24 protein-coding genes are annotated in these 25,367 nt (G+C 61.5%); 13 read left to right on the top strand and 11 right to left on the bottom strand.

Annotated elements, in window-relative coordinates:
- Positions 1-51 precede the first annotated feature (51 nt).
- From PZN02_RS00120 to PZN02_RS00105, 4 genes are all read right to left on the bottom strand, one after another.
- Positions 52-804 (bottom strand): hypothetical protein, encoded by a 753-nt coding sequence (locus tag PZN02_RS00120; RefSeq protein ID WP_280659633.1) that lies wholly within the window; start codon positions 802-804, stop codon positions 52-54.
- Between the two features lie 16 nt (positions 805-820).
- Positions 821-1,090: a hypothetical protein gene (locus PZN02_RS00115; protein WP_085939040.1), complete on the bottom strand. Its 270-nt coding sequence runs from the start codon at positions 1,088-1,090 to the stop codon at positions 821-823.
- A 160-nt stretch (positions 1,091-1,250) separates the two neighbouring features.
- Entirely contained in the window at positions 1,251-1,688 is a 438-nt protein-coding gene (locus PZN02_RS00110; protein WP_280659632.1) for a TIGR02301 family protein, read from the bottom strand.
- The gene (locus PZN02_RS00105; protein WP_280659631.1) at positions 1,685-2,155 is read right to left on the bottom strand and encodes an NUDIX hydrolase; all 471 of its coding nucleotides are present in this window, start codon (positions 2,153-2,155) and stop codon (positions 1,685-1,687) included. The genes PZN02_RS00110 and PZN02_RS00105 overlap by 4 nt, the downstream gene beginning before the upstream one ends.
- Positions 2,156-2,216: 61 nt before the next feature.
- Here PZN02_RS00105 and PZN02_RS00100 point away from each other — a divergent pair, with 61 nt between their 5' ends.
- A complete protein-coding gene (locus PZN02_RS00100; protein ID WP_280659630.1) occupies positions 2,217-2,996 on the top strand; it encodes an SOS response-associated peptidase in 780 nt (259 codons plus the stop codon).
- A gap of 22 nt (positions 2,997-3,018) precedes the next feature.
- Here PZN02_RS00100 and PZN02_RS00095 read toward each other — a convergent pair whose 3' ends face one another.
- Positions 3,019-3,165 carry a hypothetical protein gene (locus tag PZN02_RS00095; RefSeq protein ID WP_225105074.1) on the bottom strand — a complete coding sequence of 49 codons (147 nt, stop codon included), beginning with the start codon at positions 3,163-3,165 and terminating at the stop codon, positions 3,019-3,021.
- 419 nt (positions 3,166-3,584) lie between these two features.
- Here PZN02_RS00095 and cysS point away from each other — a divergent pair, with 419 nt between their 5' ends.
- The 7 genes from cysS to rarD all read left to right on the top strand — a co-directional run bounded on the left by cysS (position 3,585) and on the right by rarD (position 10,335).
- The gene (gene cysS, locus PZN02_RS00090; RefSeq protein ID WP_280659629.1) at positions 3,585-4,985 is read left to right on the top strand and encodes a cysteine--tRNA ligase; all 1,401 of its coding nucleotides are present in this window, start codon (positions 3,585-3,587) and stop codon (positions 4,983-4,985) included.
- A 50-nt stretch (positions 4,986-5,035) separates the two neighbouring features.
- The gene (locus PZN02_RS00085) at positions 5,036-5,518 is read left to right on the top strand and encodes a GFA family protein (RefSeq protein ID WP_280659628.1); all 483 of its coding nucleotides are present in this window, start codon (positions 5,036-5,038) and stop codon (positions 5,516-5,518) included.
- Positions 5,515-5,991 (top strand): GFA family protein, encoded by a 477-nt coding sequence (locus tag PZN02_RS00080; protein WP_280659627.1) that lies wholly within the window; start codon positions 5,515-5,517, stop codon positions 5,989-5,991. The genes PZN02_RS00085 and PZN02_RS00080 overlap by 4 nt, the downstream gene beginning before the upstream one ends.
- Positions 5,991-6,491: a GFA family protein gene (locus tag PZN02_RS00075; RefSeq protein ID WP_280661562.1), complete on the top strand. Its 501-nt coding sequence runs from the start codon at positions 5,991-5,993 to the stop codon at positions 6,489-6,491. Before PZN02_RS00080 ends, PZN02_RS00075 begins: the two co-directional genes overlap by 1 nt.
- Positions 6,488-7,450, top strand: coding sequence for a prolyl aminopeptidase (pip, locus tag PZN02_RS00070; RefSeq protein ID WP_280659626.1), 963 nt, complete (start codon positions 6,488-6,490; stop codon positions 7,448-7,450). The genes PZN02_RS00075 and pip overlap by 4 nt, the downstream gene beginning before the upstream one ends.
- Positions 7,451-7,517: 67 nt before the next feature.
- Positions 7,518-9,134, top strand: coding sequence for a citramalate synthase (gene cimA, locus PZN02_RS00065; protein ID WP_280659625.1), 1,617 nt, complete (start codon positions 7,518-7,520; stop codon positions 9,132-9,134).
- Between the two features lie 262 nt (positions 9,135-9,396).
- On the top strand, positions 9,397-10,335 hold the full coding sequence (gene rarD / locus PZN02_RS00060; protein WP_280659624.1) for an EamA family transporter RarD: 939 nt from the start codon (positions 9,397-9,399) through the stop codon (positions 10,333-10,335).
- 166 nt (positions 10,336-10,501) lie between these two features.
- On the opposite strand, the gene PZN02_RS00055 is transcribed toward rarD, so the two are convergent.
- Positions 10,502-11,119: an LOG family protein gene (locus PZN02_RS00055; RefSeq protein ID WP_280659623.1), complete on the bottom strand. Its 618-nt coding sequence runs from the start codon at positions 11,117-11,119 to the stop codon at positions 10,502-10,504.
- Positions 11,120-11,370: 251 nt separating this feature from the next.
- On the opposite strand from PZN02_RS00055, the gene PZN02_RS00050 reads away from it, so the two are divergent.
- From PZN02_RS00050 to PZN02_RS00030, 5 genes are all read left to right on the top strand, one after another.
- Positions 11,371-13,095 (top strand): LysM peptidoglycan-binding domain-containing protein, encoded by a 1,725-nt coding sequence (locus tag PZN02_RS00050; protein WP_280659622.1) that lies wholly within the window; start codon positions 11,371-11,373, stop codon positions 13,093-13,095.
- A 224-nt stretch (positions 13,096-13,319) separates the two neighbouring features.
- Positions 13,320-15,212, top strand: a complete 1,893-nt coding sequence (locus PZN02_RS00045; RefSeq protein ID WP_280659621.1) for an ABCB family ABC transporter ATP-binding protein/permease — start codon at positions 13,320-13,322, stop codon at positions 15,210-15,212.
- Positions 15,213-15,414: 202 nt separating this feature from the next.
- Positions 15,415-16,113 (top strand): phosphatidylserine decarboxylase, encoded by a 699-nt coding sequence (locus PZN02_RS00040; protein ID WP_280659620.1) that lies wholly within the window; start codon positions 15,415-15,417, stop codon positions 16,111-16,113.
- Between the two features lie 8 nt (positions 16,114-16,121).
- Positions 16,122-17,003, top strand: a complete 882-nt coding sequence (pssA, locus tag PZN02_RS00035; protein WP_280659619.1) for a CDP-diacylglycerol--serine O-phosphatidyltransferase — start codon at positions 16,122-16,124, stop codon at positions 17,001-17,003.
- Between the two features lie 230 nt (positions 17,004-17,233).
- On the top strand, positions 17,234-19,777 hold the full coding sequence (locus PZN02_RS00030) for an NAD-dependent epimerase/dehydratase family protein (RefSeq protein ID WP_280659618.1): 2,544 nt from the start codon (positions 17,234-17,236) through the stop codon (positions 19,775-19,777).
- Positions 19,778-19,791: 14 nt separating this feature from the next.
- On the opposite strand, the gene PZN02_RS00025 is transcribed toward PZN02_RS00030, so the two are convergent.
- The 5 genes from PZN02_RS00025 to radA all read right to left on the bottom strand — a co-directional run bounded on the left by PZN02_RS00025 (position 19,792) and on the right by radA (position 25,367).
- Positions 19,792-20,571, bottom strand: coding sequence for a ZIP family metal transporter (locus tag PZN02_RS00025; protein ID WP_280659617.1), 780 nt, complete (start codon positions 20,569-20,571; stop codon positions 19,792-19,794).
- A 258-nt stretch (positions 20,572-20,829) separates the two neighbouring features.
- Positions 20,830-21,570 (bottom strand): SDR family NAD(P)-dependent oxidoreductase, encoded by a 741-nt coding sequence (locus tag PZN02_RS00020; protein WP_280659616.1) that lies wholly within the window; start codon positions 21,568-21,570, stop codon positions 20,830-20,832.
- A gap of 11 nt (positions 21,571-21,581) precedes the next feature.
- The gene (purF, locus tag PZN02_RS00015) at positions 21,582-23,072 is read right to left on the bottom strand and encodes an amidophosphoribosyltransferase (RefSeq protein WP_280659615.1); all 1,491 of its coding nucleotides are present in this window, start codon (positions 23,070-23,072) and stop codon (positions 21,582-21,584) included.
- A gap of 147 nt (positions 23,073-23,219) precedes the next feature.
- Complete coding sequence (locus tag PZN02_RS00010; protein WP_280659614.1) at positions 23,220-23,816, bottom strand: CvpA family protein; 597 nt, start codon at positions 23,814-23,816, stop codon at positions 23,220-23,222.
- Positions 23,817-23,960: 144 nt separating this feature from the next.
- Positions 23,961-25,367, bottom strand: a complete 1,407-nt coding sequence (radA, locus tag PZN02_RS00005) for a DNA repair protein RadA (RefSeq protein WP_280659613.1) — start codon at positions 25,365-25,367, stop codon at positions 23,961-23,963.

Below are 25,367 nucleotides of genomic sequence, written 5' to 3'. Positions count from 1 at the left end.
TACCGCCGGAACAGGGCGAGAAAAGTGCTCCACTCCGGGTCGCTGGATCACTCAGTCACCGCCCACGAAAAATTTCCACCGGCCGTCAGGTGTGATGCCGACTCGGTAGAAGTTGTAGCTGCCGAATTCTTCCATTTCGGCGAAGTCGCCGGCAGTGACGAGGCGGAACAGGTCCACTTTTTCTGGCGCCGTCAGTGAAGACAACGGCTTCTCGGCAAAGTAGGGCCACACGTAGGCTTCTTCCGGCGTGCCCTTGTCAGCAAGAACGAAACCAGTCGATAGAACGTCGAGAAGGATCGCCAGGATTTCGACGCCGTCCTGGTCGCCGGAAAGACCCTTGAGTGTTGTAACTGGGTCCTCGTCGCTGTTGACGCCTGTCACCTGTGTCTGGGTCGGTCCCTTGCCGAGCAGTGGCCGCAACCTTTCGATATCGCCCGAGGCGGCGGCTTCGACGATCAGTTGACGCATGCGAGCAACGGGCGCCGGAATCTTGGAGACATCCGTCAGCACTTCGATCGGCTCAACGATTTGCGGGACCTCGATTTCGTCATCCTTCGCTGCCGCATTGTCGACCAATGGGTCAGGCATCGGAATTTCGAGAGGCGCCTTCTCCTCTGGCTCGACCTGCTCAGGCTGGTCGGAGGGCGCCCTATTCTGATCGCTGGCAATGGGGCCAGGAACCCCTTGGAGCTCGCTGAGCGCAAACGTCGGAGCAGCCATGAGCGGCGTGCACGCGGCTACGCCGGCCAAAAGCAGCGTAGCAAGGCGAACCGAGGAAACCCGGTTTGCAAGGTTCCGTCTCATTGAGGCAGTCCCGATATTATTGGATTGTCCGCTGCGGCGAGAACTCTCCGGCCAGCATTCGCTCACGAAGCGAATTCAGCATCGCTTCAGCACCTTCTTCGCCATGGAGACGGATGGTTTCCCGCATGGCTAGCGCGATCGCGGCATCGGCGATGATCTCCGGCTCGATACCGTCAGCCATGCCGTCCGCCCAGGCTTCGTTCTGATGTTCGAGGGCCGCCTGCATTTTCTCGTGGACGATCATGTCGTCGATGTCGGTCAGGCTTGGTTCCATCATTCGTTCCATGCGACTTCCAATACGTGCACTTGGCTCAACTTAACGACGTTCCGCTGAACCGCAACTGAACGGGGCGGAGAGGCCGGCGACTTCTTACTGCTCTCTTAACAAACTTAGCAGCCTTTTCCCGAAACGACACGGGGTCCCGAAAAAAGAGGTTAATTTATCCCTAATTTCCAAAGCGGGCGACGATTTCTGACGCAAGTGTTGCACCTTCGGCACGGTAGCGCTGCTCGGCGAGCGTGGCGGGTTCGGTGCAAGTCGTGTAGACGGACGCGAAGGTTCGATACCCACGGTTGAAAGCGGCGGTCAGACGCTCGCGCCGCTTCGGTTCGTCGCCCGTCTCCTTGTCGATCAATTCCTGTGTCGAACGACGCCACGTGTCTTCCTCGGCCTTGAGGCAGAGATTGCGCAGATAATGGACCGATCCGAGAATTTCGGCGAGGCGAATCAGTCGCTGGTCGTAGGGCGTCGCGTTTTCCCCAGTCACAGGAGGCGCCGCCTTGTCCGGTTGTGGCGTCTCTTCTTGCTGAGCCGCGGCGCCGACAGCGAATACGAGAAGGGCGCCAGTCAAGGCAAGCCGGACAATGGGCGGGGTGTTGATCATGATCCCATCAAATCCGAATCAGCGTCGGTTTTATGGCAAACGTCACTTCTAGGAAGCTTTGGCCGGAGCCCCGACAGTCTTTCCACGCATTGGCGAACGCTCTCGGGAATCGGCAATTCGTAGATCTCCTCAGGTGTAAACCAGCCGACGCCTGCGGCGTCATCGTTGGCGATCGCGACGGCGTCGGTATCCGCCTGGACCCTGAAAACCGAAAGCAGGAAATGCCGCCCCTCCGATTCCTTTCCTGGCAGATCGTAGGTTTCGAAGAGCACCGGGTCGCGGCCGCTGATGCCGGTCTCCTCGGCAAGTTCGCGCAGCGCAGTGTCCGCCGGCGTCTCGCCCGGCTCTGCCCGGCCGCCGGGAAAGGCGTACATGTCGGCCGACGGCGGGTTGGCGCGCCGGACGAGGAGATAGCGCCCGTCCCGTTCGAGGATGGCGGAGGAGGCGAGTTGGGGCTGCTTTCGCATCGCAGAATCAAAATGGCGTTGGATCGTTGACCCATCCTACGTGAAGTGCCACATCCGTGTCATGTGCGGACGATTTGCGCTGACAGCGACGCCGAAAGAACTGATGGAACTGTTTGGCCTGCTGGAGGCGGAAGACTTCCCGGCGCGCTACAACATCGCGCCAACGCAGCCGATCATCGTGGTCGTCGCCTCGGATCGCGCGAAGCCGGGCAGCAACCTGCCGGAGCGCAAAGCTATGCTTGTCCGCTGGGGCTTCACACCCGGCTGGGTGAAGGATCCACGCAAGTTCCCGCTGCTCATTAATGCCCGTTCAGAATCGGCGATCGGAAAGGCGGCCTTCCGCGCGGCGATGCGGCATCGCCGCATTCTGGTGCCGGCTTCCGGCTTCTATGAGTGGCACCGCCCGGCAAAAGACAGCGGCGAAGCTTCCCAGGCCTACTGGGTCCGCCCGAAGAGGGGTGGGATCGTCGCTTTTGCCGGCCTCATGGAGACGTGGTCTTCGGCAGACGGCTCGGAGGTCGATACGGCAGCGATCCTCACCACGGGTGCAAACAAGGTGATTCGGCATATCCATGATCGCATGCCGGTCGTCATCCAGCCGGAAGACTTTGCCCGCTGGCTGGATTGCAGGACCCAGGAACCGCGCGAAGTTGCCGATCTCATGACGCCGGCTCCGGACGACTATTTCGAGGCAATCGCTGTATCGGACAGGGTCAACAAGGTCGCCAATACCGGACCAGAACTCCAGGAAGAAGTCGTTCCTGTCAGGTCGCCGGAAGCGGCAAGTCGGAACCGCGCCGACGACCGGAACGGCGACGACAGGCAGATGTCCCTGTTTTAGCGAGGTGCCGTGTCAGCGGGATTTAGGCGGTGCGCTTGACGAGCTTGCCTGCCGGCTTAACCTTGACCTGGAGCGCGGCGGCGAGCACGGCCTTCAGGCCAAGCGGCCGATACATAGTTACCAGATCGGCGACGGGCGGTTTCGTTTCGGTGATCTTGGCGGCCTTCACTTTGCATTCTCTCCTTGATGCAGTCCCCTACCGGAAACACTTTGTTTTCCCGTTATGCGCGAAAACAAAGCTCCTCCTTGTTCCTCCGGAAACAGGGATCGGATGCAGGGGCCAATCTGCAATCGCGAATCTCCTTCCCGTTGCGGCGATCCAAATAAGCCAAATGATGACAAAACCATGGCCGCCAGCATTCGATGATACCGGTCGTTGCTTGCCTGTGGTTGACCTCTTGACCGGCGTGATGTGAAGCGCGATAAGTGTCGCCATGAAAACGGTTATCTGCATTATTTGCCGAAAGATTATTCGCTAGCGATCCGCTGGCCTGACCGTTTTCGTCTCCCGAAATCCAAGATGACAAACGTGCGGGCCGCCCGGACGCTGTATATTCCGACGGTTGCACGCAGGCTTGGAGATTTGGGATGGGCGCAATGCCGACGTTGAAGCTGTACAACACACTGACGCGGGAGAAGGCCGATTTCCGGCCCATCGATCCGAAGAACGTCCGTATGTATGTCTGCGGCCCCACGGTTTACGACTATGCCCATATCGGCAACGCGCGTCCGAACATCGTCTTCGACGTTCTTTTTCGGTTGCTGCGCCATGTCTACGGCGCGAACCATGTCACCTATGCCCGCAACATCACCGACGTCGACGACAAGATCAACGCACGGGCGCTGCGCGATTATCCGGGACTGCCGCTGAATGAGGCGATCCGGCGCGTCACCGAGAAAACCTTGACGCAGTTTCTCGAAGATGTCGCGACGCTCGGCTGCCTCGATCCTGACCTGCAGCCGCGCGCAACCGAGAACATCGCCCAGATGATCGAGATCATCGAGAAGCTCATTGCGAAGGGACATGCCTATCAAGCTGCCGGGGAAGTGCTGTTCGACACGAAGTCGATGGCCGACTATGGCCAGCTTTCGAAACGCAACCTCGACGAACAGCAGGCCGGTGCCCGCATCGCGGTCGATGCCCACAAGAAAAACCCCGGCGATTTCGTGCTCTGGAAGCTTTCCGAGGACGACGAGCCTGGCTGGGAGAGCCCCTGGGGACGCGGTCGCCCCGGCTGGCACATCGAATGCTCGGCCATGAGCGGACGTTATCTCGGCGAAGTGTTCGACATTCATGGAGGCGGGCTGGATCTGATATTCCCGCATCATGAAAACGAAATCGCCCAGTCGCGTTGCGCCCATGGTACCGAGGTGATGGCGAACGTCTGGATGCACAATGGCTTCCTGCAGGTCGAGGGCCGCAAGATGTCGAAGTCCGAGGGCAATTTCGTCACGATCTACGAACTCCTCCACACCGAGAAATTCGGCGGGCGCAAGTGGCCGGGCGAGGTCTTGCGGCTTGCAATGCTGATGACTCACTATCGCGAGCCGATCGACTTCTCCATCAAGCGGCTTGAGGAGGCCGAGCACCTGCTGTCAAAATGGCCTGTGCCCGGAGAGGCAGTCGGCGAGCCGGATCCTGCAATCGTCGCAGCGCTTGCGGATGACCTCAACACCGTCGCCGCGGTTCAGGCACTGCATGCGCTTGCCCAGAAGGCATCCGTCGATTCGCGTCAGGCGGGCGTTTTCGCTGCAAGTGCAGCTCTGCTTGGCGTTGCGCCGAAGGAAATCGAACTCGACGAGGCAGTCGTGCATGAAATCGACGAGCGCGTGCGTGCCCGTCTCGAACTCATCAAGGCGAAGAACTTCGCTGAAGCGGACAGCATTCGTGACGATCTTCAGGCGCGAGGAATCCAACTCAAGGACGGCAAGGACCCGGAAACCGGCGAACGGGTGACGACCTGGGAAGTCAAACGGTCGCAGGCATGAGGTAGCCGACAATAAGGCGACGATCCCGGCGGAAGGAAGAGGAGCGTGATATGACGGACGAAATCCATACTGGCGGATGCCAATGTGGCGCCATCCGCTTTTGCGTCGAGGGAGAGCTCGGCGACGCCTCGGTTTGCCATTGCCGCATGTGCCAGAAGGCGAGCGGAAACTTCTATCTGCCGCTCGTCTCCGTGCGCGGAGCGAAGGTCACATGGACGCGCGGCGAGCGCAGGCGCTTCCAGTCGTCGAACGCCGTCTGGCGCGGTTTCTGCGGTGATTGCGGCACGCCGCTGACCTATGAGGCGCCGGATGGCATGGCACTGGCGATCGCAGCCTTCGACAGGCCTCAAGGCATCGTACCGACGATCCAGTGGGGCATCGAGGCAAAGCTGCCCTATGTCGACCGGGTGCACGAACTGCCGGGCGAAGAGACCATGGCCGATGTGGCGGCGGACTCTTTTCTCGCTGATCTCGTTTCCTATCAGCACCCCGATCACGACACCGAAACCTGGCCACCGGAGGCAAAGCGATGACCGATGCTGTACGAACAGGAGGATGCCAATGCGGAGCCGTGCGCTTTCGCATCCATGGAAAGCTTGGCCGACCGTCGATCTGCCACTGCCGCATGTGTCAGAAGCAGTTCGGATCGTTCTTTTCGGCTCTCGTTACGGCCCCGAAGGAGGGGGTCGAATGGACCCGCGACGAACCGAGCTACTTCCAGTCTTCCGTCAATATCGATCGCGGCTTCTGCCCGAAATGCGGCACGCCGCTGACCTATCGGCATCCGGGCGGCCTCGAAATCGCGATCGGCGCCTTTGATGACCGTTCCGACCTCGCTCCGAAAATCCAGGTCAATTACGCCTCAAGGCTGCCCTGGGTCGAAACGATTTTCGAGCAGCCGGTGCACGAAGACCCGGACTATTACGCCCGGCAGGAACAGATCATCTCCTTCCAGCACCCCGACCATGAGACGGATCAGTGGCCGGCGGGAGGGGCTTGGAAGTGATGATCAGACGAATCTTTACCGGCGGCTGCCAGTGCGGGGCGGTGCGATATCGGGCCGAGGGCACGCTCGACGATCCGCATCTTTGCCATTGCCGCATGTGCCAGAAGGCAGCGGGCAACTACTTCATGCCGCTCGCCAACATCAAGCGGGACGATTTTCTGATCACCCGCGGACAGCCGTCCTGGTTCCAGTCGTCGGATCTCGTCCGGCGCGGCTTCTGCCGCGATTGCGGCACGCCGCTCTTCTACGACATGCCGGGCGAGGATTTTTTGAACATCGCACTTGGCTCACTCGACGATCCGGACGACGTGCAGCCGATCTATCAGTCCGGAATCGAGTCGCGTGTGTTGTGGTTTTCTCATCTGCCGCGTCTTCCTGAAAAGGAGACCGACGACCGCAGCGAAGCATCGGCCGCGCGTCACCTGGTTGTGCTGGAATCGAACCGCCAGCATCCCGACTACGACACCGTGCATTGGCCACCCAAGGAAGACCTGTTGTGAGCGTTCCATTGCGTACCCTTTATCCGGAAATCGAACCCTATGCCTCCGGGCGCCTCGACGTGGGCCACGGCCACGTGATTTATTGGGAGCGCGTGGGGACGCCCGGGGCAAAGCCGGCGGTCTTCCTGCATGGCGGACCCGGCGGCACGATCTCGCCGAACCACCGTCGCCTTTTCAACCCAGCACTTTACGACGTCACGCTGTTCGATCAGCGCGGCTGCGGCAAGTCCACGCCACACGCGGAGATCGAGGCGAATACGACGTGGCATCTCGTTGCCGATATCGAACGCTTGCGTGAGTTGGCCGGCGTTGAAAAATGGCTGGTTTTTGGCGGCTCCTGGGGCTCGACGCTGGCGCTTGCCTATGCCGAGACCCACCCGGACCGTGTTTCCGAACTCGTCGTCCGGGGCATCTATACGCTGACCAAGGCCGAACTCGACTGGTACTATCAGTTCGGCGTCTCGGAAATGTTCCCGGACAAGTGGGAACGCTTCGTCGCCCCAATACCGCCGGAAGAACGCCACGAGATGATGCTCGCCTATCATCGCCGGCTGACGAGCGGGGACCGCGCGACCCGGCTTGCCGCCGCCAAAGCCTGGAGCATCTGGGAGGGCGAGACGATTACGCTGCTACCGGAACCGGAGACGAGCGGGAAGTTCGAGGATGAGGAATTCGCCCACGCCTTTGCCCGGATCGAAAACCATTTCTTCGTCAATGCCGGCTGGCTGGAGGAGGGGCAGTTGCTGCGCGACGCGCACAAGCTTCACGGCATTTCGGGCTTGATCGTGCATGGCCGCTACGACATGCCGTGCCCGGCCAAATATGCCTGGCAGTTGCACAAGGCCTGGCCGGAGGCGGAATTCCATCTGATCGAGGGAGCGGGACATGCCTATTCGGAGCCGGGCATTCTCGACCGCCTGATCCGAGCGACGGACAAATTTGCAGGCAAGACGGAATAGTACGGAAAGTGTCTGCGGTTTTTCGCAGGCATTCCGCGCTGACTTATTAGCACGTTGGAACTGAGCCATGACCAGGGAACGCATCTATCTCTTCGACACCACGCTTCGGGACGGGCAGCAGACGCCCGGCATCGATTTTTCGGTCGAGGACAAGATTGCGATTGCGACCATGCTCGACGAATTCGGCATGGACTATGTCGAAGGCGGCTACCCGGGTGCCAACCCGACGGACACGGAGTTCTTCAAGCGGACGCGCACGCAGAAGGCATCATTCGTGGCGTTCGGCATGACCAAGCGTGCCGGCGTCTCTGCCTCCAACGACCCGGGTCTGCGCGCCTTGCTCGATGCCAAGAGCGATGCGATCTGTCTCGTCGCCAAGAGCTGGGACTATCATGTCGACGTAGCGCTCGGCTGCTCGAACGAGGAGAACCTCGACAATATCCGCGCCTCGGTCGAGGCCGTTGTCGCCTCCGGCCGCGAGGCCATGGTCGATTGCGAGCATTTCTTCGACGGCTACAAGGCAAACCCGGCCTATGCGCTTGCCTGTGCGCGAACGGCACTTGAGGCAGGAGCGCGCTGGGTCGTGCTGTGCGATACCAATGGCGGCACGCAGCCGCCGGAGGTGCGGGAGATCGTTGGCGCCGTGATCGCCGGAGGCGTGCCCGGCGCCAATCTCGGCATCCATTCCCACAATGACACCGGCCAGGCGGTGGCGAATTCGCTTGCCGCGGTGGAGGCCGGTGTCCGCCAGATCCAGGGAACGCTGAACGGAATCGGCGAACGCTGCGGCAATGCCAATCTCGTGACCCTGATTGCGACGCTGGCACTGAAGGAAACTTATTCGAGTCGCTTCGAAACCGGGGTCGATTCGGAAAAACTGCAGGAATTGACGACGCTCGCCCATGCATTCGACGAGCTTTTGAACCGCTCGCCGGATCCGCAGGCGCCCTATGTCGGCGCATCGGCCTTTGCGACCAAGGCAGGGATCCACGCTTCAGCCCTGTTGAAGGACCCCAAAACCTACGAGCATGTCGCGCCCGAAAGCGTCGGCAATCTGCGCAGGGTCATGGTCTCGGACCAGGGCGGCAAGGCAAATTTCATCAATGCACTCAAGCGGCGCGGCATCAGCGTCGCCAAGGACGACCCGAGGCTCGACAAGCTGATCGCTATCGTCAAGGAGCGTGAGGCCACCGGCTATGCTTACGAGGGTGCGGATGCGAGTTTTGCCTTGCTCGCAAGCCGCATCCTCGGGACCGTCCCCGATTTCTTCCACGTCGAGAGCTTCCGCGTGATGGTCGAACGGCGTTTCGATGCGAACGGCAACTTGAAGACCGTCTCGGAAGCGGTGGTCAAGGTCGTCGTCGATGGGGAAGTCATGATGTCCGTTGCCGAAGGCCACGGTCCGGTCAATGCGCTCGACCTTGCGTTACGCAAGGACCTCGGCAAATACCAGTCGGAGATCGCCGATCTCGAGCTTGCCGACTACAAGGTGCGCATCCTCAACGGCGGTACCGAGGCGGTCACGCGCGTCCTGATCGAATCGACCGACCGCACCGGTGCGCGCTGGTGGACGGTCGGCGTTTCCGACAACATCATCGACGCGTCCTTCCAGGCGCTTATGGATAGTATCGTCTACAAGCTGCTTAAGAACCGCGATCGGATCGGCTTGATTGCGGCGGAGTAGGGGCAGCTTCGCGGTTGCTTTTTTCAGGCTCGCGCTAGCCTCACTCCCTCTGCCTGCCGGGAAGAGGGGGGTGAAGTGTGCTATCACTCGCGCGATATTAAGCGGCTCTTACTCTTCGTTTCACGGAAATGAATTGGTGTATCACCATTCGTTGGAGTAGGACGCTGAAGGAACGGCGGTCCACTGAGGCCCGGCCGTTGATTGATGCCGGAGCGGTTGCGGACCTTCGCGCGGCTCCAGTGAGGCTTTCAGGAAAAAGATCATGGCCGAGCCCAACGCGAAGATCCCCGCCGAAAATACCGATTCCGCCAAGGGGTTCGCTTTTGCGCTTTCCGCCTATCTGCTCTGGGGCTTCCTGCCGTTCTTCATGAAGGCGGTGGCACACATCCCGGCGCCGGAAGTCGTCGCCCATCGCATCGTGTGGTCCGTGCCCCTTGCTGGCCTCGTGTTGTTGTTGCTCGGTCGCACGCAAGAGCTGAAGACGGCGCTCAGGTCCCCGAGCATGCTGAGAATGGCGACACTCACCGCTGTGCTCATCACAATCAACTGGGGCATCTATGTCTGGGCGATCGGTGCCGGCCGGGCGATCGAGACGGCACTCGGCTATTACATCAATCCGCTGTTTTCGATCTTCCTCGGTGCGGTTCTCCTCAAGGAAAGGCCGAACGCGGCACAAATGGTGGCGATCGCGCTCGCCGCTATCGCCGTCGCCGTGCTCGCGTTCGATGCCGGCGGCCTGCCATGGGTCTCGATCGGGCTTTGCATCTCCTGGGGCTTCTACGCGTTTTTTCGCAAGACGCTCCCGATCGGACCGAACCAGGGCTTCTTCCTCGAGGTGCTGCTGCTCAGCATTCCGGCAATTGGCTACATCATCTGGCTCGAAGCCACCGGCCAGGGCCACTTTGGCGATACCGGTGTTGCCGATGTCCTGTGGTTGCTCTCCTGCGGCATCGTCACGGCCGTGCCGCTGATGATCTATGCCAATGGCGCGAAGCTCTTGCGGCTCTCCACCATCGGCATCATGCAGTATATCGCCCCGACGATGATCTTCGTCATTGCGGTCTTCGTCTTTCACGAGCCCTTCGGGACGGCGAAACTCATCGCCTTTGCGCTGATCTGGGCCGCACTCGTTGTCTATTCGGGTGCTATGCTTGCCGAAAGCAGAGCTCGTCGCGCGGCGCAGCCGGCTCCGGCTGAGTAGAATAGCGTCGCGCGTCCTTGCGGACGCGCAAATGTGATCGACCGGCGGCGCTTCTAGAGCGGGATGAGGAAAAGTGTGCGCGGTTTTCCGCCGGCATCACGCTCTAACTTATTAGAATCGCTCACGTTTATGATTTCGGGTCGATTGGACCCAAAATCATCGTGATCTAGAGCTTGGAAATGATCTCTGTCTCGCCCTCGCGACCCATCCCGGCGGTCGAGGCGAGAATTGCGGGGACGATGTCTTCTGCCCGGTCGACCACCAATGGCTGGACGAGATGGGCCGTGTGCACGAATCCCTGATCGCGCATATGCTGCAACAGTTCCAGCATCGGGTTCCAGAAGCTGTTGATGTTGCCGAAGACCATCGGCTTCCTGTGGCGGCCGAGCTGCGCCCAGGTCATGACTTCGACGATTTCCTCAAGCGTGCCGATGCCGCCCGGCAGCGCCACGAATGCATCGGAACGCTCGAACATCTTGTGCTTGCGCTCATGCATATCGGCGGTGACAACGAGTTCGTTGAGCTGTCCCAGTGAATGGCGGGTTGCTTCCTTGTCCATGAGGAATTCCGGAATGATGCCGGTAACCTCGCCGCCTGCCGAAAGCACGCCGCTTGCCACCGCGCCCATAATGCCGCGCGTGCCGCCGCCATAGACGAGGCGCAGGCCATGATCGGCGATCGATTTTCCCAGTGTGCGACCGGCCTGTATGTGGTCCGCATCTCGTCCTGGCTGAGAACCGCAGTAGACGCAGATCGATCGAATCGGGGTGTTTTGTTTGATCATGGAGCCAAAAAACATTGCAGCGCAGCATCGGTCAAGAAAAATGAGGGATAAAGCAGCCGCAATGAGGCCCGCATGAGACTTGGGAGCTTGTATGAAACTATAGGAAACGTTAGCAATTTCAGTAATACGTTGAAGAATTCGGACGGGTAGGCCGCTGTTGCGCTATAATGGCAAAAAAGGTCCGCGCCGCGGGCCGATAAAAGGGGACATGCGCGGAGCGTTGTATTGCTCCGCCCCGTGTGGAGAGTAGCATGATGAAGAACAAAGCCGGTTGGGTGGCGCTGAGCGTCTTGGCAGCCGCGACCGCCTTGATGGTTTTCGTGGTCCAGCCAAATCTGCGTAACGACGACAAGGAGCAGGCCGCACAGCCGACAGCGAGCGGCGGCCAGTCGGCCGAGACGAAGTCGGCGGCCAAGGTCGAAACCTCCCCGGGCGCGCCGGAAGGTCAGGCGGGTGCGCCGGATGTCGTGAGCAAGGCGACCGCTGACGTGTCCAATCCTGCGAACTGGACGGTACCGGGCTTCGACATCCTTCGCGTCGAGCCTGATGGATCGACCGTCATTGCCGGGCGCGCCCAGCCTGGCACCAAACTCGAAATCCTCAGCGGCAATACCGTTATCGGCACGGCGGACGTCGGCGCCGCCGGCGATTTCGCCGCCGTCTTTGACGAGCCCCTTGTCGCCGGCGACCACCAGCTGACGCTGCGCAGTGTCGGTGCGGGTGGCGCGACCAAAACGTCCGAAGAAGTGGCAACGGTCTCCGTGCCGAAGGACTCGACCGGCCAGTTGCTGGCAATGGTGTCCAAGCCCGGCGAAGCGAGCCGCCTGATCACCACGCCTGAGGTCGGTGCAAAGCCGGCGGAAGCTGCTGTTCAACCGAATGCGCAAGGCGGTGAGCCAGCGGGCAAAATCGAGGCGCCGGCCAAACCCGCTGGCGTTCCGGGTCTTCAGGTTACCGCTGTCGAGATCGAGGGCGGGACGATGTACGTTGCCGGCAACGCCAGGCCTGGCGCGCTGGTGCGCATCTATGCCGATGACAAGTTCGTCGGCGAGATGAAGGCCGACGACAAGGGCAAATTCGTCGTCGACGGCTCGATCGATCTGGCTGTCGGCAGCCACGTCATCCGGGCCGACATGCTGAACGAGAACGGCGGCAAGGTGGCGATGCGCGCATCGGTGCCCTTCGACCGACCGGCAGGCAGTCAGGTGGCAGCCGTCGCTGGCCAGCAGTCGGAGGCGGCGAGCAACGGGCTTGATCGCTTGCGGAGCGAGGCGAGGAAGGCGGTTGCATTGCTGCAGGGACTTTTCGCCGACGGCAAACGGCCCTCCGCCGAGCAGCTTGCGGCGGCCCGTTCGGCCACGGAATTCGCGCTGCAATCGCTCGCCGACTTCAAACCGGCGGACAACGCAAACGAGGCGCTGGCTTCCGCCGCAGCCGCGGCATCAAAAGCCGCAGCCGATGCACTGGCGGTGCTCAAGTCGTCACAGCAGGACCCGGCTAGCGTCGCGACGGCACTGGCAGAGGTTGAGGCAACGGTTGGCCCTGCACTGACCCGGCCGAGTGCTGTCGCCGAGGCGGTTGTTGAGCCTGGGGCCACGACGACGGCGGACGCCGCCAAGCCGGCGGTGCCGCCGGTGGTCGAAGGTGCCGGCAGTGCTGCCGCAGCGCCGGCTTCCGAACAGGCGGCAGCATCGACATCGGTCGAGACACCCGGGCAGCCCGCGACGATCGAGCAGGCTCCGCTCAAGGAGAGCAAGACCTCGGTCATCATCCGCCGCGGCGACACGCTGTGGCAGATTTCGCGCCGGGTTTACGGGGCAGGGGTTCGCTACACGACGATCTACCTTGCCAACCGGGAGCAGATCGAAAATCCCGACTTGATCCGTCCAGGCCAGGTTTTCGGTGTTCCCGACGAGGCGATGTCCGAAGACGAATCGCGGGAAATACACCGCAAGCACGTGAAGCACGAAGAATAGTCCGCCTCTTGCCGGCAATTCCATTGCGGCGAGAGGCATGCGGACCTATCTGTCAGAAAACGCGGCGTCTCTAAAAGGCGCCGCTTTTCATTGACGATCTACAGCGCCGTGCGTCTTCTCAGACGCACAAAGGACGCTGTAGCACTTTGAATTGCCGCATGTTTTATCCTTGAATCGGCTCCGATTTAAGGAAACATGCAGTAGAACCGGAAGCGGACTGAGACGTGGCACCCCAAAACCAGAAAAAGACGGTTTCCGCCAACACGAGCAATCCGTTGGAGACCATCGCGAACCTCTGGCCCTATATGTGGCCGGCCGATCGCGCGGATCTGAAAATGCGGGTGGTGTGGGCGACGGTGATTCTCGTGATCGCCAAGGTCGTCCTTATTCTCGTTCCCTATTTCTTCAAGTGGGCCACCGACGCCCTCAACAGCAGGCCGGACGCACTGGCCTCTCTGCCGCAGTTCCTGACCGGCGCGGTCATGCTGGTGCTCGCCTACAACCTCGCGCGTCTGCTGCAGGCGGGTCTGAACCAACTGCGTGACGCACTCTTCGCGAGCGTAGGCCAGCATGCCGTGCGGCAGCTTGCCTACAGGACCTTCGTCCACATGCATCAGCTCTCGCTCCGCTTTCATCTCGAGCGGCGCACGGGCGGGCTTTCGCGCATTATCGAGCGGGGGACCAAGGGCATCGAGACGATCGTCCGGTTTACCATCCTGAACAGCGTTCCGACGCTCATCGAATTCCTGCTGACGGCGGTGATCTTCTGGTGGGGTTATGGCTTCAGCTATCTCTTCGTGACGGCCGTAACGGTCTGGCTCTACATCTGGTTCACGGTGCGCGCCAGCGACTGGCGCATCGCTATTCGCCGCTCGATGAACGACAGCGACACCGACGCGAACACCAAGGCGATCGACTCGCTCCTTAACTTCGAGACCGTCAAATATTTCGGCAACGAAGAGATGGAGGCCAAGCGCTTCGACAAGTCGATGGAGCGTTACGAGCGCGCCGCGACCCAGGTCTGGACTTCGCTCGGCTGGCTGAACTTCGGTCAGGCGCTGATCTTCGGCGCGGGTACCGCCGTGATGATGACGATATCGGCGCTCGCGGTGCAGCGCGGCGATCAGACGATCGGTGATTTCGTCTTCGTCAACGCCATGCTGATCCAACTTGCCATCCCGCTGAATTTCATCGGCTTTGTCTACCGCGAAATCCGCCAGGGCCTGACCGATATCGAGCACATGTTCGATCTGCTCGATGTTCAGGCGGAGGTGGTCGATAAGCCGGACGCGAAGGAGCTAATGATCGACAAGGGCGCGATCTCCTTCACGGACGTGCATTTCGCCTACGATCCTGCCCGCCCCATCCTCAAGGGGATTTCCATTGACGTTCCCGCCGGCAAGACGGTGGCGGTCGTTGGACCGTCCGGAGCGGGCAAGTCGACATTGTCGCGGCTGCTTTACCGCTTCTACGATGTTCAGGGGGGATCGATCACCGTCGACGGACAGGACGTTCGCGACGTGACTCAGAAAAGCCTGCGCGCGGTGATCGGCATGGTCCCGCAGGACACGGTGCTCTTCAACGATACGATCGCCTACAACATCCGCTACGGTCGCATCGAGGCGTCCGACTCTGATGTCGAGGCGGCTGCCGAGGCGGCGCAGATCGCTGATTTCATCCGCAGCCTTCCGGAAGGTTTCCGGGCCATGGTCGGCGAACGTGGGCTGAAGCTTTCAGGTGGCGAAAAGCAGCGCGTGGCGATCGCGCGCACGATCCTGAAGGCACCGCCGATCCTTATCCTCGACGAGGCGACATCCGCGCTCGATACCAAGACCGAACAGGAAATTCAGGCGGCACTGGACATCGTGTCCCGCAACCGCACGACGCTCGTCATCGCCCACCGCCTGTCGACGGTCATCCATGCGGACGAGATCATCGTCCTCAAGGACGGCGTCATCGCCGAGCGCGGTACGCACGGGGAACTGATCGATCGCGATGGCCTTTACGCTTCCATGTGGAGCCGCCAGCGCGAGGCGACACAGGCGGAAGAGCAGTTGAAGCGAGTGCGCGAGAGCGACGATCTGGGCATCGTCGACCGTGGCCAGCCAGCCGCCTGACGATGGGTGGCGAGCGCGCGGTGCCGATTGTTGCCGCTTCGACGTTGCCGGAGTCCGGATTTCGCGCTACTGCATGTTTCCTTAAATCGTAGCCGATTTAAGGAAACATGCAGCAATTCAAAGTGCTACAGCGTCCTTTGTGCGTCTGATTAGACGTGCGGCGCTGTAGGTCACGTTCCAAGTCAAATCTGGAGTAGAGTTCATGAGCTTGGTCAACACGGTGCGTAACACGCTCGTTCCGGTGCACAAGGAAGGCTATCGCTTCATTGCGATCTTCTTCGTTGTATCGCTGGTGCTTGGCTTGCTGTGGGAACCGCTGATGTGGATCGGCTTCCTGTTGACCGCGTGGTGCGCCTACTTCTTCCGCGATCCCGAACGCATGACGCCGATCGACGACGACCTCGTGATCAGCCCAGCCGATGGCCGCGTCTCCTCGATTGCAGTGGTGACGCCGCCGGATGAATTGGGCCTGGGGTCGACGCCGATGCTGCGCATCTCGGTTTTCATGAATGTCTTCAATTGCCATGTGAACCGCGCTCCGATGAGTGGAACCGTGCGCCGCATCGCCTATCGGGCCGGCAGGTTCGTAAACGCCGAGCTCGACAAGGCCAGCCACGAAAACGAACGCAATGGCCTCGTTATCGAGACAAAGCACGGCGAAATCGGCGTGGTCCAGATTGCCGGCCTCGTAGCTCGGCGCATTCTCTGCTGGACAGCACAAAACGCGCCGCTCGAAGCGGGCGAGCGCTTCGGCCTCATCCGGTTCGGCTCCCGGCTTGATGTGTTTCTGCCAGAAGGAGCCGAACCGCGTGTCAGCGTCGGGCAGACCGCCGTCGCCGGCGAAACAGTGCTTGCTGAATTCGGCTCCGCGAAGGGGCCGGTGGTCAGCCGCCGCGCATAGGAGCCGTCATGGAAGAGCCCCAGCACGAAAAGCCGACGGAAGCGGTGCAAACGGCCGCGGAGGCGGATGGATCGAACGACAAGGCGCGCGGGCCGCGTCTGCGCGAAATTCCGCTTCGCCTGATGATCCCCAACATGATTACCGTGCTGGCGATCTGCGCCGGCCTGTCCGGCATCCGGCTCGCCTTCGAGAACCGTGTCGAACTGGCAGTCGCCATGGTGCTGTTTGCAGCGTTTCTGGACGGTATCGATGGACGGGTCGCCCGCCTGCTCAAGGCGACGTCGAGCTTCGGTGGCCAGATGGATTCGCTCGCAGACATCATCAATTTCGGCGTCGCTCCGGCCCTGGTTCTTTATGTTTTCGTGCTTGACCAAGCGCGGTCGATCGGTTGGATCGCCGCATTGATCTACGCGATTGCCACAGGATTGCGACTGGCACGCTTCAACGTCATGGCCGAGCGCCAGGTCAAGGCATCCTGGCAGTCGGAATATTTCGTCGGTGTTCCAGCACCCGCCGGCGCCATGCTGGTGCTACTGCCGGTCTATCTCGGTCTGCTCGGCCTTGCGCCGGAGCGGCTGTTTGCGCTCATCGCTTCGGCCTATACGGTGTTGATTGCCTTCCTTCTGGTCAGCCGCCTGCCGGTCTGGTCCGGCAAGTCGGAGAACCGACTGCGCCGCGATCTCGTCCTGCCGGCCATCCTCGTTGCCGTCTTCTATGTCGCGACGCTGATGACCTATACCTGGGAAACGATGGTGGTGACGGCGCTCGCCTATCTGATCAGCCTGCCGTTCGGCGCTCGCTCCTGGCAGCGCAAATATGGCGACTGGCCGGCACACCCGGCGCACGGCGGCGATGGACTGCCCGGCGACAACGACGAGAGTGGGGCGTAAGCGGGATTCCCGCGCATTTGGCGGTTAGGTGTGCACCTCATCCGCCTGCCGGCACCTCCTCCCCGCGAGCGGGCGAAGGGGACTCGCGGCAATGTTCCGCCTGGAAGCGGGCTACAACCGGGTAATCCCCTCTTCCCGCCTGCGGGAAGAGGGGAACTGCATGTTTCCTTAAATCGGAACATTCCCGTTGGAACGGACGTTTGCGAAGAGCCTCCCGCAAAGGCGTCGACATGCCGAAAGAGACAAATCGACCGACCGTTCTCGTCACCGGATCGAGCGGCTTTCTTGGCCAAGCGGTCGCCCGTGGCTTGCGAGATTCATACCGTGTGATCGGCTTCGACCTGGCCGCTCCGAAAGGACCTTCCGACAGCTTCGAAACGATCGAGATAGACCTTACCTCCGATGACAGTGTGAAGGCGGCTGTAGAGGCCTTGAGTGAGCGCAGCGGCGGTCACTTGGTCTCGGTCATCCATCTCGCCGCCTACTACGACACGACCGGCAAGAGCAACCCGAAGTATGATGCGGTGAATGTTCAGGGAACGCGCCGGCTGCTCGCCGCACTGCAAGAGCTGGAGACAGAGCAGTTCATCTTCGCAAGCACGCTGCTGGTGCACGCTCCGAGTCCCGAGAAAGGCGTGCCGATCGACGAGGACTCTCCGCTCGAACCGTCCTGGGCCTACCCGAAGTCGAAGGCCGAGACAGAGGCGATGATCGCGAAAGAGCGCCGCAGGATCAAGACAGTGATCCTCCGGCTTGCCGGCGTCTATGACGAGGACTGCCGCGCCACATTCATCGCGCAACAGATCGCCCGCATCTTCGAGCGACTGCCCACAGCCTACGTTTTCAGTGGTGATCTTGGGGCAGGGCAGCCCTACCTGCACAAAGACGATTTGGTTGAAGTCTTTGTGCGCGCCATCGACCGCCGCGGCGTATTGCCGGACGAAAGCGTGATGCTGATCGGCGAGGAAGAAACCCTGTCCTATGGGAATCTGCAGAAACGCTTCGGTGAGCTTATCCATGGCGAGCACTGGCGCACGCTCGTCCTGCCCAAGGGTCTCGCCAAGACGGGGGCATGGGTACAGACGGAGGTGCTGGACCAGGAGACGGACATCAAACCCTGGATGATCGAGAATTCGGACGATCACTATGAGATCGACATTTCCCGCGCCCGAACTCTGCTCGACTGGAAGCCGAAACATAGCCTTGCAGACACGCTGCCGGAAATAGTCGAACGGCTGAAGGAGGATCCGACCGACTGGTACGCGAAGAACAAGTTGGAGCCCTCTGCAGTGGCCGCCTCGGAGCCGGAGATCGAGCAGGCCGAAAAGAGGCTCGGCCAACCGCTGGAGCGCAGCGACGAAGAGGTTGAGGCGGCCGTGGAACAACACCGGCTGCGTACGCTCTGGGCGCCGCTGTCAAACGTCGCGCTGGGCCTGTGGCTTGTCGCCTCGCCGATGACGCTCGGTCTTTTTGATCCCGTCGGCGCCCCATTACCTCCCGCGCTGGGGCACGAGATTGCTGAAGCCGCTATCCGCAATGCGCGTCTCGGTGTGAGCGAGATCGTGTCCGGACTGCTCGTAGTCGCATTCGCGCTGTTCGGCATGTATCGCCGTTGGTCCTGGGGGCAATGGATCACGACGGGTCTTGGCGTCTGGATCATGTTCGCCCCGCTTGTCTTCTGGACGACAAATTCCGCTGCGTACGCGATTGACACGCTCACCGGCATGCTGATCCCGGTCTTCGCCGTAATGACCCCGCCGACCCCGGGCATCAGCAGGCGGGCGCTGGCGGCGGACGACGACCGCCCGCTCGGCTGGAGCTACTCGCCGTCCTCCTTCACCCAGCGTATCCCGATCGTGGCGCTCGCCTTCGTCGGCCTGTTCGTCTCGCGCTACCTCGCCGCCTACCAGATGGGGCATATCGACGGTTTGTGGGACCCGTTCTTCGGGCCGGGCGAGGCCCCAGTCCGCAATGGCAGCGAGGCCGTCGTCACGTCGTGGGTGTCGAAGGGCTTCCCGATCGCCGACGCCGGGCTCGGCGCCTTTGCCTATGCGCTCGACATCCTTGCCGGCGCGATCGGTGACCGCCGCCGATGGCGCACGATGCCTTGGATGGTGCTGCTGTTCGGTTTGCTGATCATCCCGCTCGGCGCGGTCAGTGTCTCCTTCATCATTATCCAGCCGCCGCTGATCGGCGCGCTTTGCACCCTCTGCATCATCCAGGCAGCGGTTACCGTCGTGCTGATCCCCTATTCAATCGACGAGGTGTTAGCGACAATCCAGTATCTGTGGCGGGCGAAGAGGGCCGGCGAGCCGTTCTGGCGGACATTCTGGATGGGCGGCCCTGCGCTTTCAGAAAACCAGACGCCAGGACCCGACCTCGACCGTCCCGCCTCCCAACTGCTAAAGGAATTCATCACGGGCGGCGTGAATTTCCCCGGGACGCTGGTGGCGAGCGTCCTGCTCGGCGCGATATTGATGGCGACACCGCTCGCCTTCGGGAGTAATCCGCCTCTCTATTACAGCGATCACGTCGTCGGCTCCACCGTCATCATGGTCGCGGTCACGGCGATGGCGGAGGTCGTCCGCCCGGTGCGCTTCCTGAACGTCGTGCTCGGTGCATGGGTTGCAGCATCGCCATTTTTGCTTGATGGGGGTGGCATGGTCGGCGCATTCGCGGACATCGCGATCGGGTTGGCGCTGATCGCACTCAGCCTGCCGCGCGGGACGCGCAGTGAGGAGCACTATGGGGGATGGGACCGTGCTATTGTCTGAGATGCACGGTCTGATCAGATTAGTTCCGCAAGAGCCATCATCAGCAGGAAGCCGACGGCATTGGCAATCGCCGAGGACTGCTGGAACTGATGCGACTCTGCCTCGGGCACGAGGTCGGTAATGGTCAGGTAGAACATGCCGCCCGCTCCCATCGCAAAAAGGAAGCCCAGGACCGTTTCCGAAAGCCCCTTCAGAAAGAACCACCCGGCCACAGTCGAAACGAACAAAGAGAGGGCGATGAGCGAGGTCCACCCGAGTATTTGCCGGTTCGCGCCCTTCTGCTCCTCGTCGAGGATCAATTCACCGATGCTCATGCCCTCGCTGAGATTGTCGATACAAATGGCCAGACCCACGATCAGCGCCACGCCAGGTTCGAAGGCCGCGCCGACGCCGATCGCCATACCTTCGATCAGTTCTTCCGCACTCGTGCCGCCGGCGAGCACGGCAACATTGCCGCCGAGCGGCTTCCAGCGCCGGTGCAAGCGCTCGACCGCACGCTTTTGATCCGCCGCCGGCCCTGCGATTTGCCAGCGATTGACGTAGAGGTCGAGAATGTAGACGAGAGCCAAGCCGAGCAGAAATCCGGTGACCACGAGCGGGACACTGGCCAGTTCCAGGGACTTCGGCATCATTTCAAACGCGAAAGTGCCGAGCAGAACGCCGGCGGCGAAGCCGACGGTAATCGAAACCACCAGGCTGGACGGCCTGATCGAGATCGCGATCAGCCCACCCATCGGCGACGCGAGAGCCGCGGCAGAGGCGACTCCCAACGTAATCAGCAGATCATTGTTCATCACCAGCCAGGAAAGATTCAGACCTTGTCTTCCGGCGGACGCTCGTCAAGCCTGTCAATCTTACGCTTTTGCGCTTCAGAGGACGAAGGCACCAGCCGCAGTAGCCGCCGGCAGATATAATCCATCAACGTGGTCGCGCCTCTTCACTGAATGCAACCGCCGCTACAGCCGAAGGTTCCAAAGCGAAGATATTGCTTTGCGGTCTGCTTTCTCCGCGAGGGCCTTGGTCACTACAGGGCAGGGACAGAGCCCGGTTGCTCAATCCGGCAAGCGATAGTCGACGATCTTCTTTTCGCGCACGATGAAGAGCTTGCCGGTCTCCGTCTGGTCAGGTCCGAGAAGCGGCATCAGCGCCGCCGCGACTTCGGAGGGATGCGGCACTGTCGCCGGATCCTCGCCCGGCATCGCCTGCGCCCGCATCGCGGTGCGGGTCGGCCCCGGATCGACGCTGAGAATGCGCAGCGGCAGCCGCTGGGTTTCGTGCGCCCAGGTGCGTGCAAGCGCCTCGACAGCGGCCTTGGAAGCGGAGTAGGGGCCCCAGAAGGGCTTGCACTTGTGCGCAGCACCCGATGAGACAATAAGCGCACGGCCCGCGTCGGATTTAACGAGCAACGGCTCGACCGACCGGATCAGCCGCCAGGTCGCGGTGACGTTGATCGTCATCACCTTTTCGAACACCTTGGCCTCGACATGGCCGATCGGCGAAATCGTGCCGAGCACACCGGCATTGGCAACGAGGATGTCGAGTTTGCCCCAACGCTCGTGGATCGCTCCTCCAAGCTTGTCGATTGCCGCCATGTCCGCGAGATCGAAGGGGACGAGCGTGGCGGAGCCGCCGACCGCCTTGATGGCATCGTCCAGTTCTTCCAGGCCGCCGACCGTGCGCGCGCAGGCGATGACGTGAGCGCCAGCCTTGGCAAGTTCGAGGGCGGTGAAATAGCCGATGCCGCGCGATGCGCCGGTGACCAGGGCGACCCGGTCCTTCAGATTAGGCGTCATTTGATTGTCTTTTATCCGTTGCTGGCGAGAACCGAGAGTTTGCGGACGTTGCTCGCGCCTTCTTGGTCGAGCAGGCGCGTCGGGTAGTCACCGGTGAAATAATGATCGGTGAATTGCGGTGCCATGGGATCGCGCGCAACACCGCCCACGGCTTGATAAAGCCCATCGATCGACAGGAATTCGAGCGAATCGGCGCCGATGAAGCGGCACATGGACTCGAGATCGCGGTGCTGGTTGGCGAGCAGTTTGTCGCGGTCCGGCGTATCGATGCCGTAGAAGTCCGGATGGAAGATCATCGGGCTGGCTACGCGGATATGTACCTCGCGTGCCCCGGCATCGCGGATCATCTGTACGATCTTGACCGACGTCGTCCCGCGCACGATGGAATCGTCGACGAGTACCACGCGCTTGTCCTTGATCATGGCGCGGTTGGCCGAATGCTTCAACTTGACGCCGAACGCCCGGATCTGCTGCGTCGGCTCGATGAACGTCCGTCCGACATAGTGATTGCGGATGATGCCGTATTCGAAGGGAATGCCGCTCTGCTGTGCATAGCCGAGCGCGGCCGGAGTGCCGCCATCGGGCACAGGAACGACCACATCCGCCTCGACCGGCGATTCCTTGGCGAGATTGACGCCCATATTCTTGCGCGCCACATAGACGCTGCGACCGCCGACGACCGAATCCGGGCGGGCGAAATAGACGTATTCGAAGAGGCAGAGCCGTTCCGGCTGCCGCGCTTCCGGCTTGCGTGCGTCGATCGAGATCGAGCCGTCCGGCTGGATCTCGCAAATAACCACTTCGCCGTTTTCGACATCACGGATGTACTTGGCGCCAATAATCTCGAGCGCGCAGGTCTCCGAGCAGAAGATCGGTTTGCCGTCGAGTTCGCCCATGACGAGGGGGCGGATACCGATCGGGTCGCGTGCGGCAATCAGCTTGGTGCGAGTCATCGCCAGCATTGAATAGCCGCCTTCCATCTGGCGGATGGCGTCGATGAAGCGATCGGAGGAGGAGGTTTGCTTGGAGCGGGCGATGAGGTGAAGGACGACTTCGGTGTCCGAGGTCGACTGACAGATCGCGCCGTCTGCAATCAATTGGCGGCGCTGCGTCAGCCCGTTGGTGAAGTTGCCGTTATGGGCGATAGCGATGCCGCCGACTTCGAGCTCGGCAAAGAGCGGCTGGACATTGCGCAGCGCGACCTCGCCGGTCGTCGAGTAGCGCGTATGCCCGATCGAAATGTAACCGGGCAGCTTGGCCAGCGTTGCGGGGTCGGTATAGTGATCTCCGACGAGACCCATGCGCTTTTCGGTATAGAACTGCTTGCCGTCGAATGTGACGATACCGGCCGCTTCCTGGCCGCGATGCTGGAGCGCGTGCAATCCAAGTGCCGTCAGGGTGGCTGCATCCGGATGTCCCAGAATGCCAAAGACTCCGCATTCCTCGTGCAGGGTGTCGCCATCGAGTTCGTCGTGGATTTCACTGGATCTGAGATCGGTCATCACAAGTTCGCCTTTTGCTCCATGCCGGTGCGCATATCGTGATCAGGCTGCCCGTCTTCAAGCGATCTTAGCCGAAAACAGTGGCAAGCGTTATTCCAAATGGACAAAGCCCGCATAGCGGGCCTTGTCGCAAACTGATGTCCTGTCTCAGCCGTTCGTCGGCGCATCCTCGACGGGGGGCTGTTCGGTCGCGCCCGGAGGGGTTTCAGGTTCGCCTTCGCCCGTGGTGTCCTTGCCGCGCAAACGGTCGAGAATGGTGGCGTCGGCCTCTTCCGGCAAAAGTGCAATCAGCTTGTTGCCGAGATTGTCGAGCAGCGGCTTCGATTTCGCCTGGGTAACCCAGATCGGTTGCTGTTGCGGTGCAACCAGCCAGTTGAAGAACAGCATGGCGACAACGACAAGCAGGATGCCGCGGGCGGCGCCGAACAGGAAGCCAAGGGTCCGGTCGAGCGCGCCGATGCGGCTGTCGATGATGAAGTCGGCAATACGCATCGTGATGAAGGAAATGACGATCAGCGCCACCAGGAAGATGACGGCGGCCGAGCCGATCATCGCGACCGTGTCACTGCTGGTGTATTGCGAGGCGTAGGGTAGCAGGTAGGGATAGAGGAAATAGGCGGCCACTGCCGCGCCGACCCAGCTCGCGACCGACAGGACCTCGCGCGAGAACCCGCGGACCATGGCGAGGATGGCCGAAAACAGCGCTACGGCGAGAACGATACCATCGAGAATTGTAATGGGCATGTTGTCCTTACTCCGACCCCGTCTTGATCCGGGCCACACCAAGCTTATCCGCCGTCGATCCTGTCTGCACGCACTCAGAGCGTCTTTCCACGACCAATTGTCAAGGCGCACTTCTGCGGATGCTCTTGCTGATCCCCGCCGAGGTCATTCGTCTTCGCCTTCCGCCTGCCTCAGAGCGCTTCGCGATCCGGCGATACGCGCCACGAGATCCGGCAGGCTCTCCATTTCGCTCCACCGGCCGTTGCCGTTCTTCGGCAGCTCGGTCGATGCAGACGGCAATACGGCCTGGGAGAAACCGAGCTTCTCGGCTTCCTTGAGACGTTGGGCGGTATGCGCAACCGGCCGGATGGCGCCCGACAAGCTGACTTCGCCGAAATAGACGCAATCGGCGGGAAGGGCAAGCCCGGCAAGCGACGAAACCAGCGCGGAAGCAACCGCAAGGTCGGCGGCAGGCTCGGAAATGCGATAACCGCCGGCAATATTGAGATAAACGTCGTGTTGCCCGAGGCGAACGCCGCAATGGGCTTCAAGCACCGCGAGGATCATCGAGAGGCGGGCGGAATCCCAGCCGACGACCGCACGGCGCGGTGTCCCGAGCGAGGTCGGCGCGACGAGCGCCTGCACTTCCACCAGCACCGGCCGGGTTCCTTCCATGCCGGCGAAGACGGCGGCCCCCGGTGACTTCTCGTTGCGCTCTCCGAGAAACAGCTCCGAAGGATTGGCGACTTCGCGCAGGCCCTTGCCCGACATCTCGAACACGCCGATCTCGTCGGTCGGACCGAAGCGGTTCTTGACCGTTCTGAGAATGCGGTAGTGATGTCCGCGATCCCCTTCGAAATAGAGCACGGCGTCGACCATGTGCTCGACGACACGCGGGCCGGCGATCTGGCCCTCCTTCGTCACATGGCCCACGAGCACGACTGCCGTGCCGGTCTGCTTGGCGAAGCGGATCATCGCCTGGACGCCGGTTCGTACCTGGGTCACGGTCCCGGGGGCAGAATCGACGATGTCGCTCCAGAGAGTCTGGATCGAATCGATAATGACGAGGTCTGGGCGCTTGCCGTCGGCAAGCGTCGCCAGGATGTCCTCGACATTGGTCTCTGCGGCAAGAAGCACATCGCTGTCGGCTGCCCCGAGCCGCTGGGCGCGCAGACGCACCTGGGCGATGGCCTCTTCGCCAGAGACATAGATGACGCGATGCTTGCGGCGCGAAAGGGCGGCTGCCGCCTGCATCAGCACGGTCGACTTGCCAATGCCGGGATCGCCACCGACGAGCAATGCCGAGCCGCGCACGAAGCCGCCGCCGGTGACGCGGTCGAGTTCGGATATCCCGGTCTGGATACGAGGCGCGTCCTCGATTTCCCCGGAAAGCGTGGTGAGCGCGACCGGTCGTCCCTTCTTCGGCGCGCGCGACGGACCGCCACCGATGCCCGCGGTCGGATCGTCCTCGATGATCGTGTTCCACTCGCCGCAGCCATCGCACTTGCCCGCCCAGCGGGAATGGACGGTGCCGCAATTTTGGCAGATGAACTGGGTGCGGGCTTTCGCCAT

This window comes from Sinorhizobium garamanticum, from assembly GCF_029892065.1.
Taxonomy (GTDB): domain Bacteria; phylum Pseudomonadota; class Alphaproteobacteria; order Rhizobiales; family Rhizobiaceae; genus Sinorhizobium; species Sinorhizobium garamanticum.
This window is presented reverse-complemented; position numbering and strand designations above follow the sequence as displayed.

Excerpts from the sequence above, each read along its gene's own strand:
- PZN02_RS00120 (WP_280659633.1), bottom strand. The coding sequence starts at position 804 with ATGAGACGGAACCTTGCAAACCGGGTTTCCTCGGTTCGCCTTGCTACG.
- PZN02_RS00115 (WP_085939040.1), bottom strand. The coding sequence starts at position 1,090 with ATGGAACGAATGATGGAACCAAGCCTGACCGACATCGACGACATGATC.
- PZN02_RS00110 (WP_280659632.1), bottom strand. The coding sequence starts at position 1,688 with ATGATCAACACCCCGCCCATTGTCCGGCTTGCCTTGACTGGCGCCCTT.
- PZN02_RS00105 (WP_280659631.1), bottom strand. The coding sequence starts at position 2,155 with ATGCGAAAGCAGCCCCAACTCGCCTCCTCCGCCATCCTCGAACGGGAC.
- PZN02_RS00100 (WP_280659630.1), top strand. The coding sequence starts at position 2,217 with ATGTGCGGACGATTTGCGCTGACAGCGACGCCGAAAGAACTGATGGAA.
- cysS (WP_280659629.1), top strand. The coding sequence starts at position 3,585 with ATGGGCGCAATGCCGACGTTGAAGCTGTACAACACACTGACGCGGGAG.
- PZN02_RS00085 (WP_280659628.1), top strand. The coding sequence starts at position 5,036 with ATGACGGACGAAATCCATACTGGCGGATGCCAATGTGGCGCCATCCGC.
- PZN02_RS00080 (WP_280659627.1), top strand. The coding sequence starts at position 5,515 with ATGACCGATGCTGTACGAACAGGAGGATGCCAATGCGGAGCCGTGCGC.
- PZN02_RS00075 (WP_280661562.1), top strand. The coding sequence starts at position 5,991 with ATGATCAGACGAATCTTTACCGGCGGCTGCCAGTGCGGGGCGGTGCGA.
- cimA (WP_280659625.1), top strand. The coding sequence starts at position 7,518 with ATGACCAGGGAACGCATCTATCTCTTCGACACCACGCTTCGGGACGGG.
- rarD (WP_280659624.1), top strand. The coding sequence starts at position 9,397 with ATGGCCGAGCCCAACGCGAAGATCCCCGCCGAAAATACCGATTCCGCC.
- PZN02_RS00055 (WP_280659623.1), bottom strand. The coding sequence starts at position 11,119 with ATGATCAAACAAAACACCCCGATTCGATCGATCTGCGTCTACTGCGGT.
- PZN02_RS00050 (WP_280659622.1), top strand. The coding sequence starts at position 11,371 with ATGATGAAGAACAAAGCCGGTTGGGTGGCGCTGAGCGTCTTGGCAGCC.
- PZN02_RS00040 (WP_280659620.1), top strand. The coding sequence starts at position 15,415 with ATGAGCTTGGTCAACACGGTGCGTAACACGCTCGTTCCGGTGCACAAG.
- pssA (WP_280659619.1), top strand. The coding sequence starts at position 16,122 with ATGGAAGAGCCCCAGCACGAAAAGCCGACGGAAGCGGTGCAAACGGCC.
- PZN02_RS00030 (WP_280659618.1), top strand. The coding sequence starts at position 17,234 with ATGCCGAAAGAGACAAATCGACCGACCGTTCTCGTCACCGGATCGAGC.
- PZN02_RS00025 (WP_280659617.1), bottom strand. The coding sequence starts at position 20,571 with ATGAACAATGATCTGCTGATTACGTTGGGAGTCGCCTCTGCCGCGGCT.
- PZN02_RS00020 (WP_280659616.1), bottom strand. The coding sequence starts at position 21,570 with ATGACGCCTAATCTGAAGGACCGGGTCGCCCTGGTCACCGGCGCATCG.
- purF (WP_280659615.1), bottom strand. The coding sequence starts at position 23,072 with ATGACCGATCTCAGATCCAGTGAAATCCACGACGAACTCGATGGCGAC.
- PZN02_RS00010 (WP_280659614.1), bottom strand. The coding sequence starts at position 23,816 with ATGCCCATTACAATTCTCGATGGTATCGTTCTCGCCGTAGCGCTGTTT.
- radA (WP_280659613.1), bottom strand. The coding sequence starts at position 25,367 with ATGGCGAAAGCCCGCACCCAGTTCATCTGCCAAAATTGCGGCACCGTC.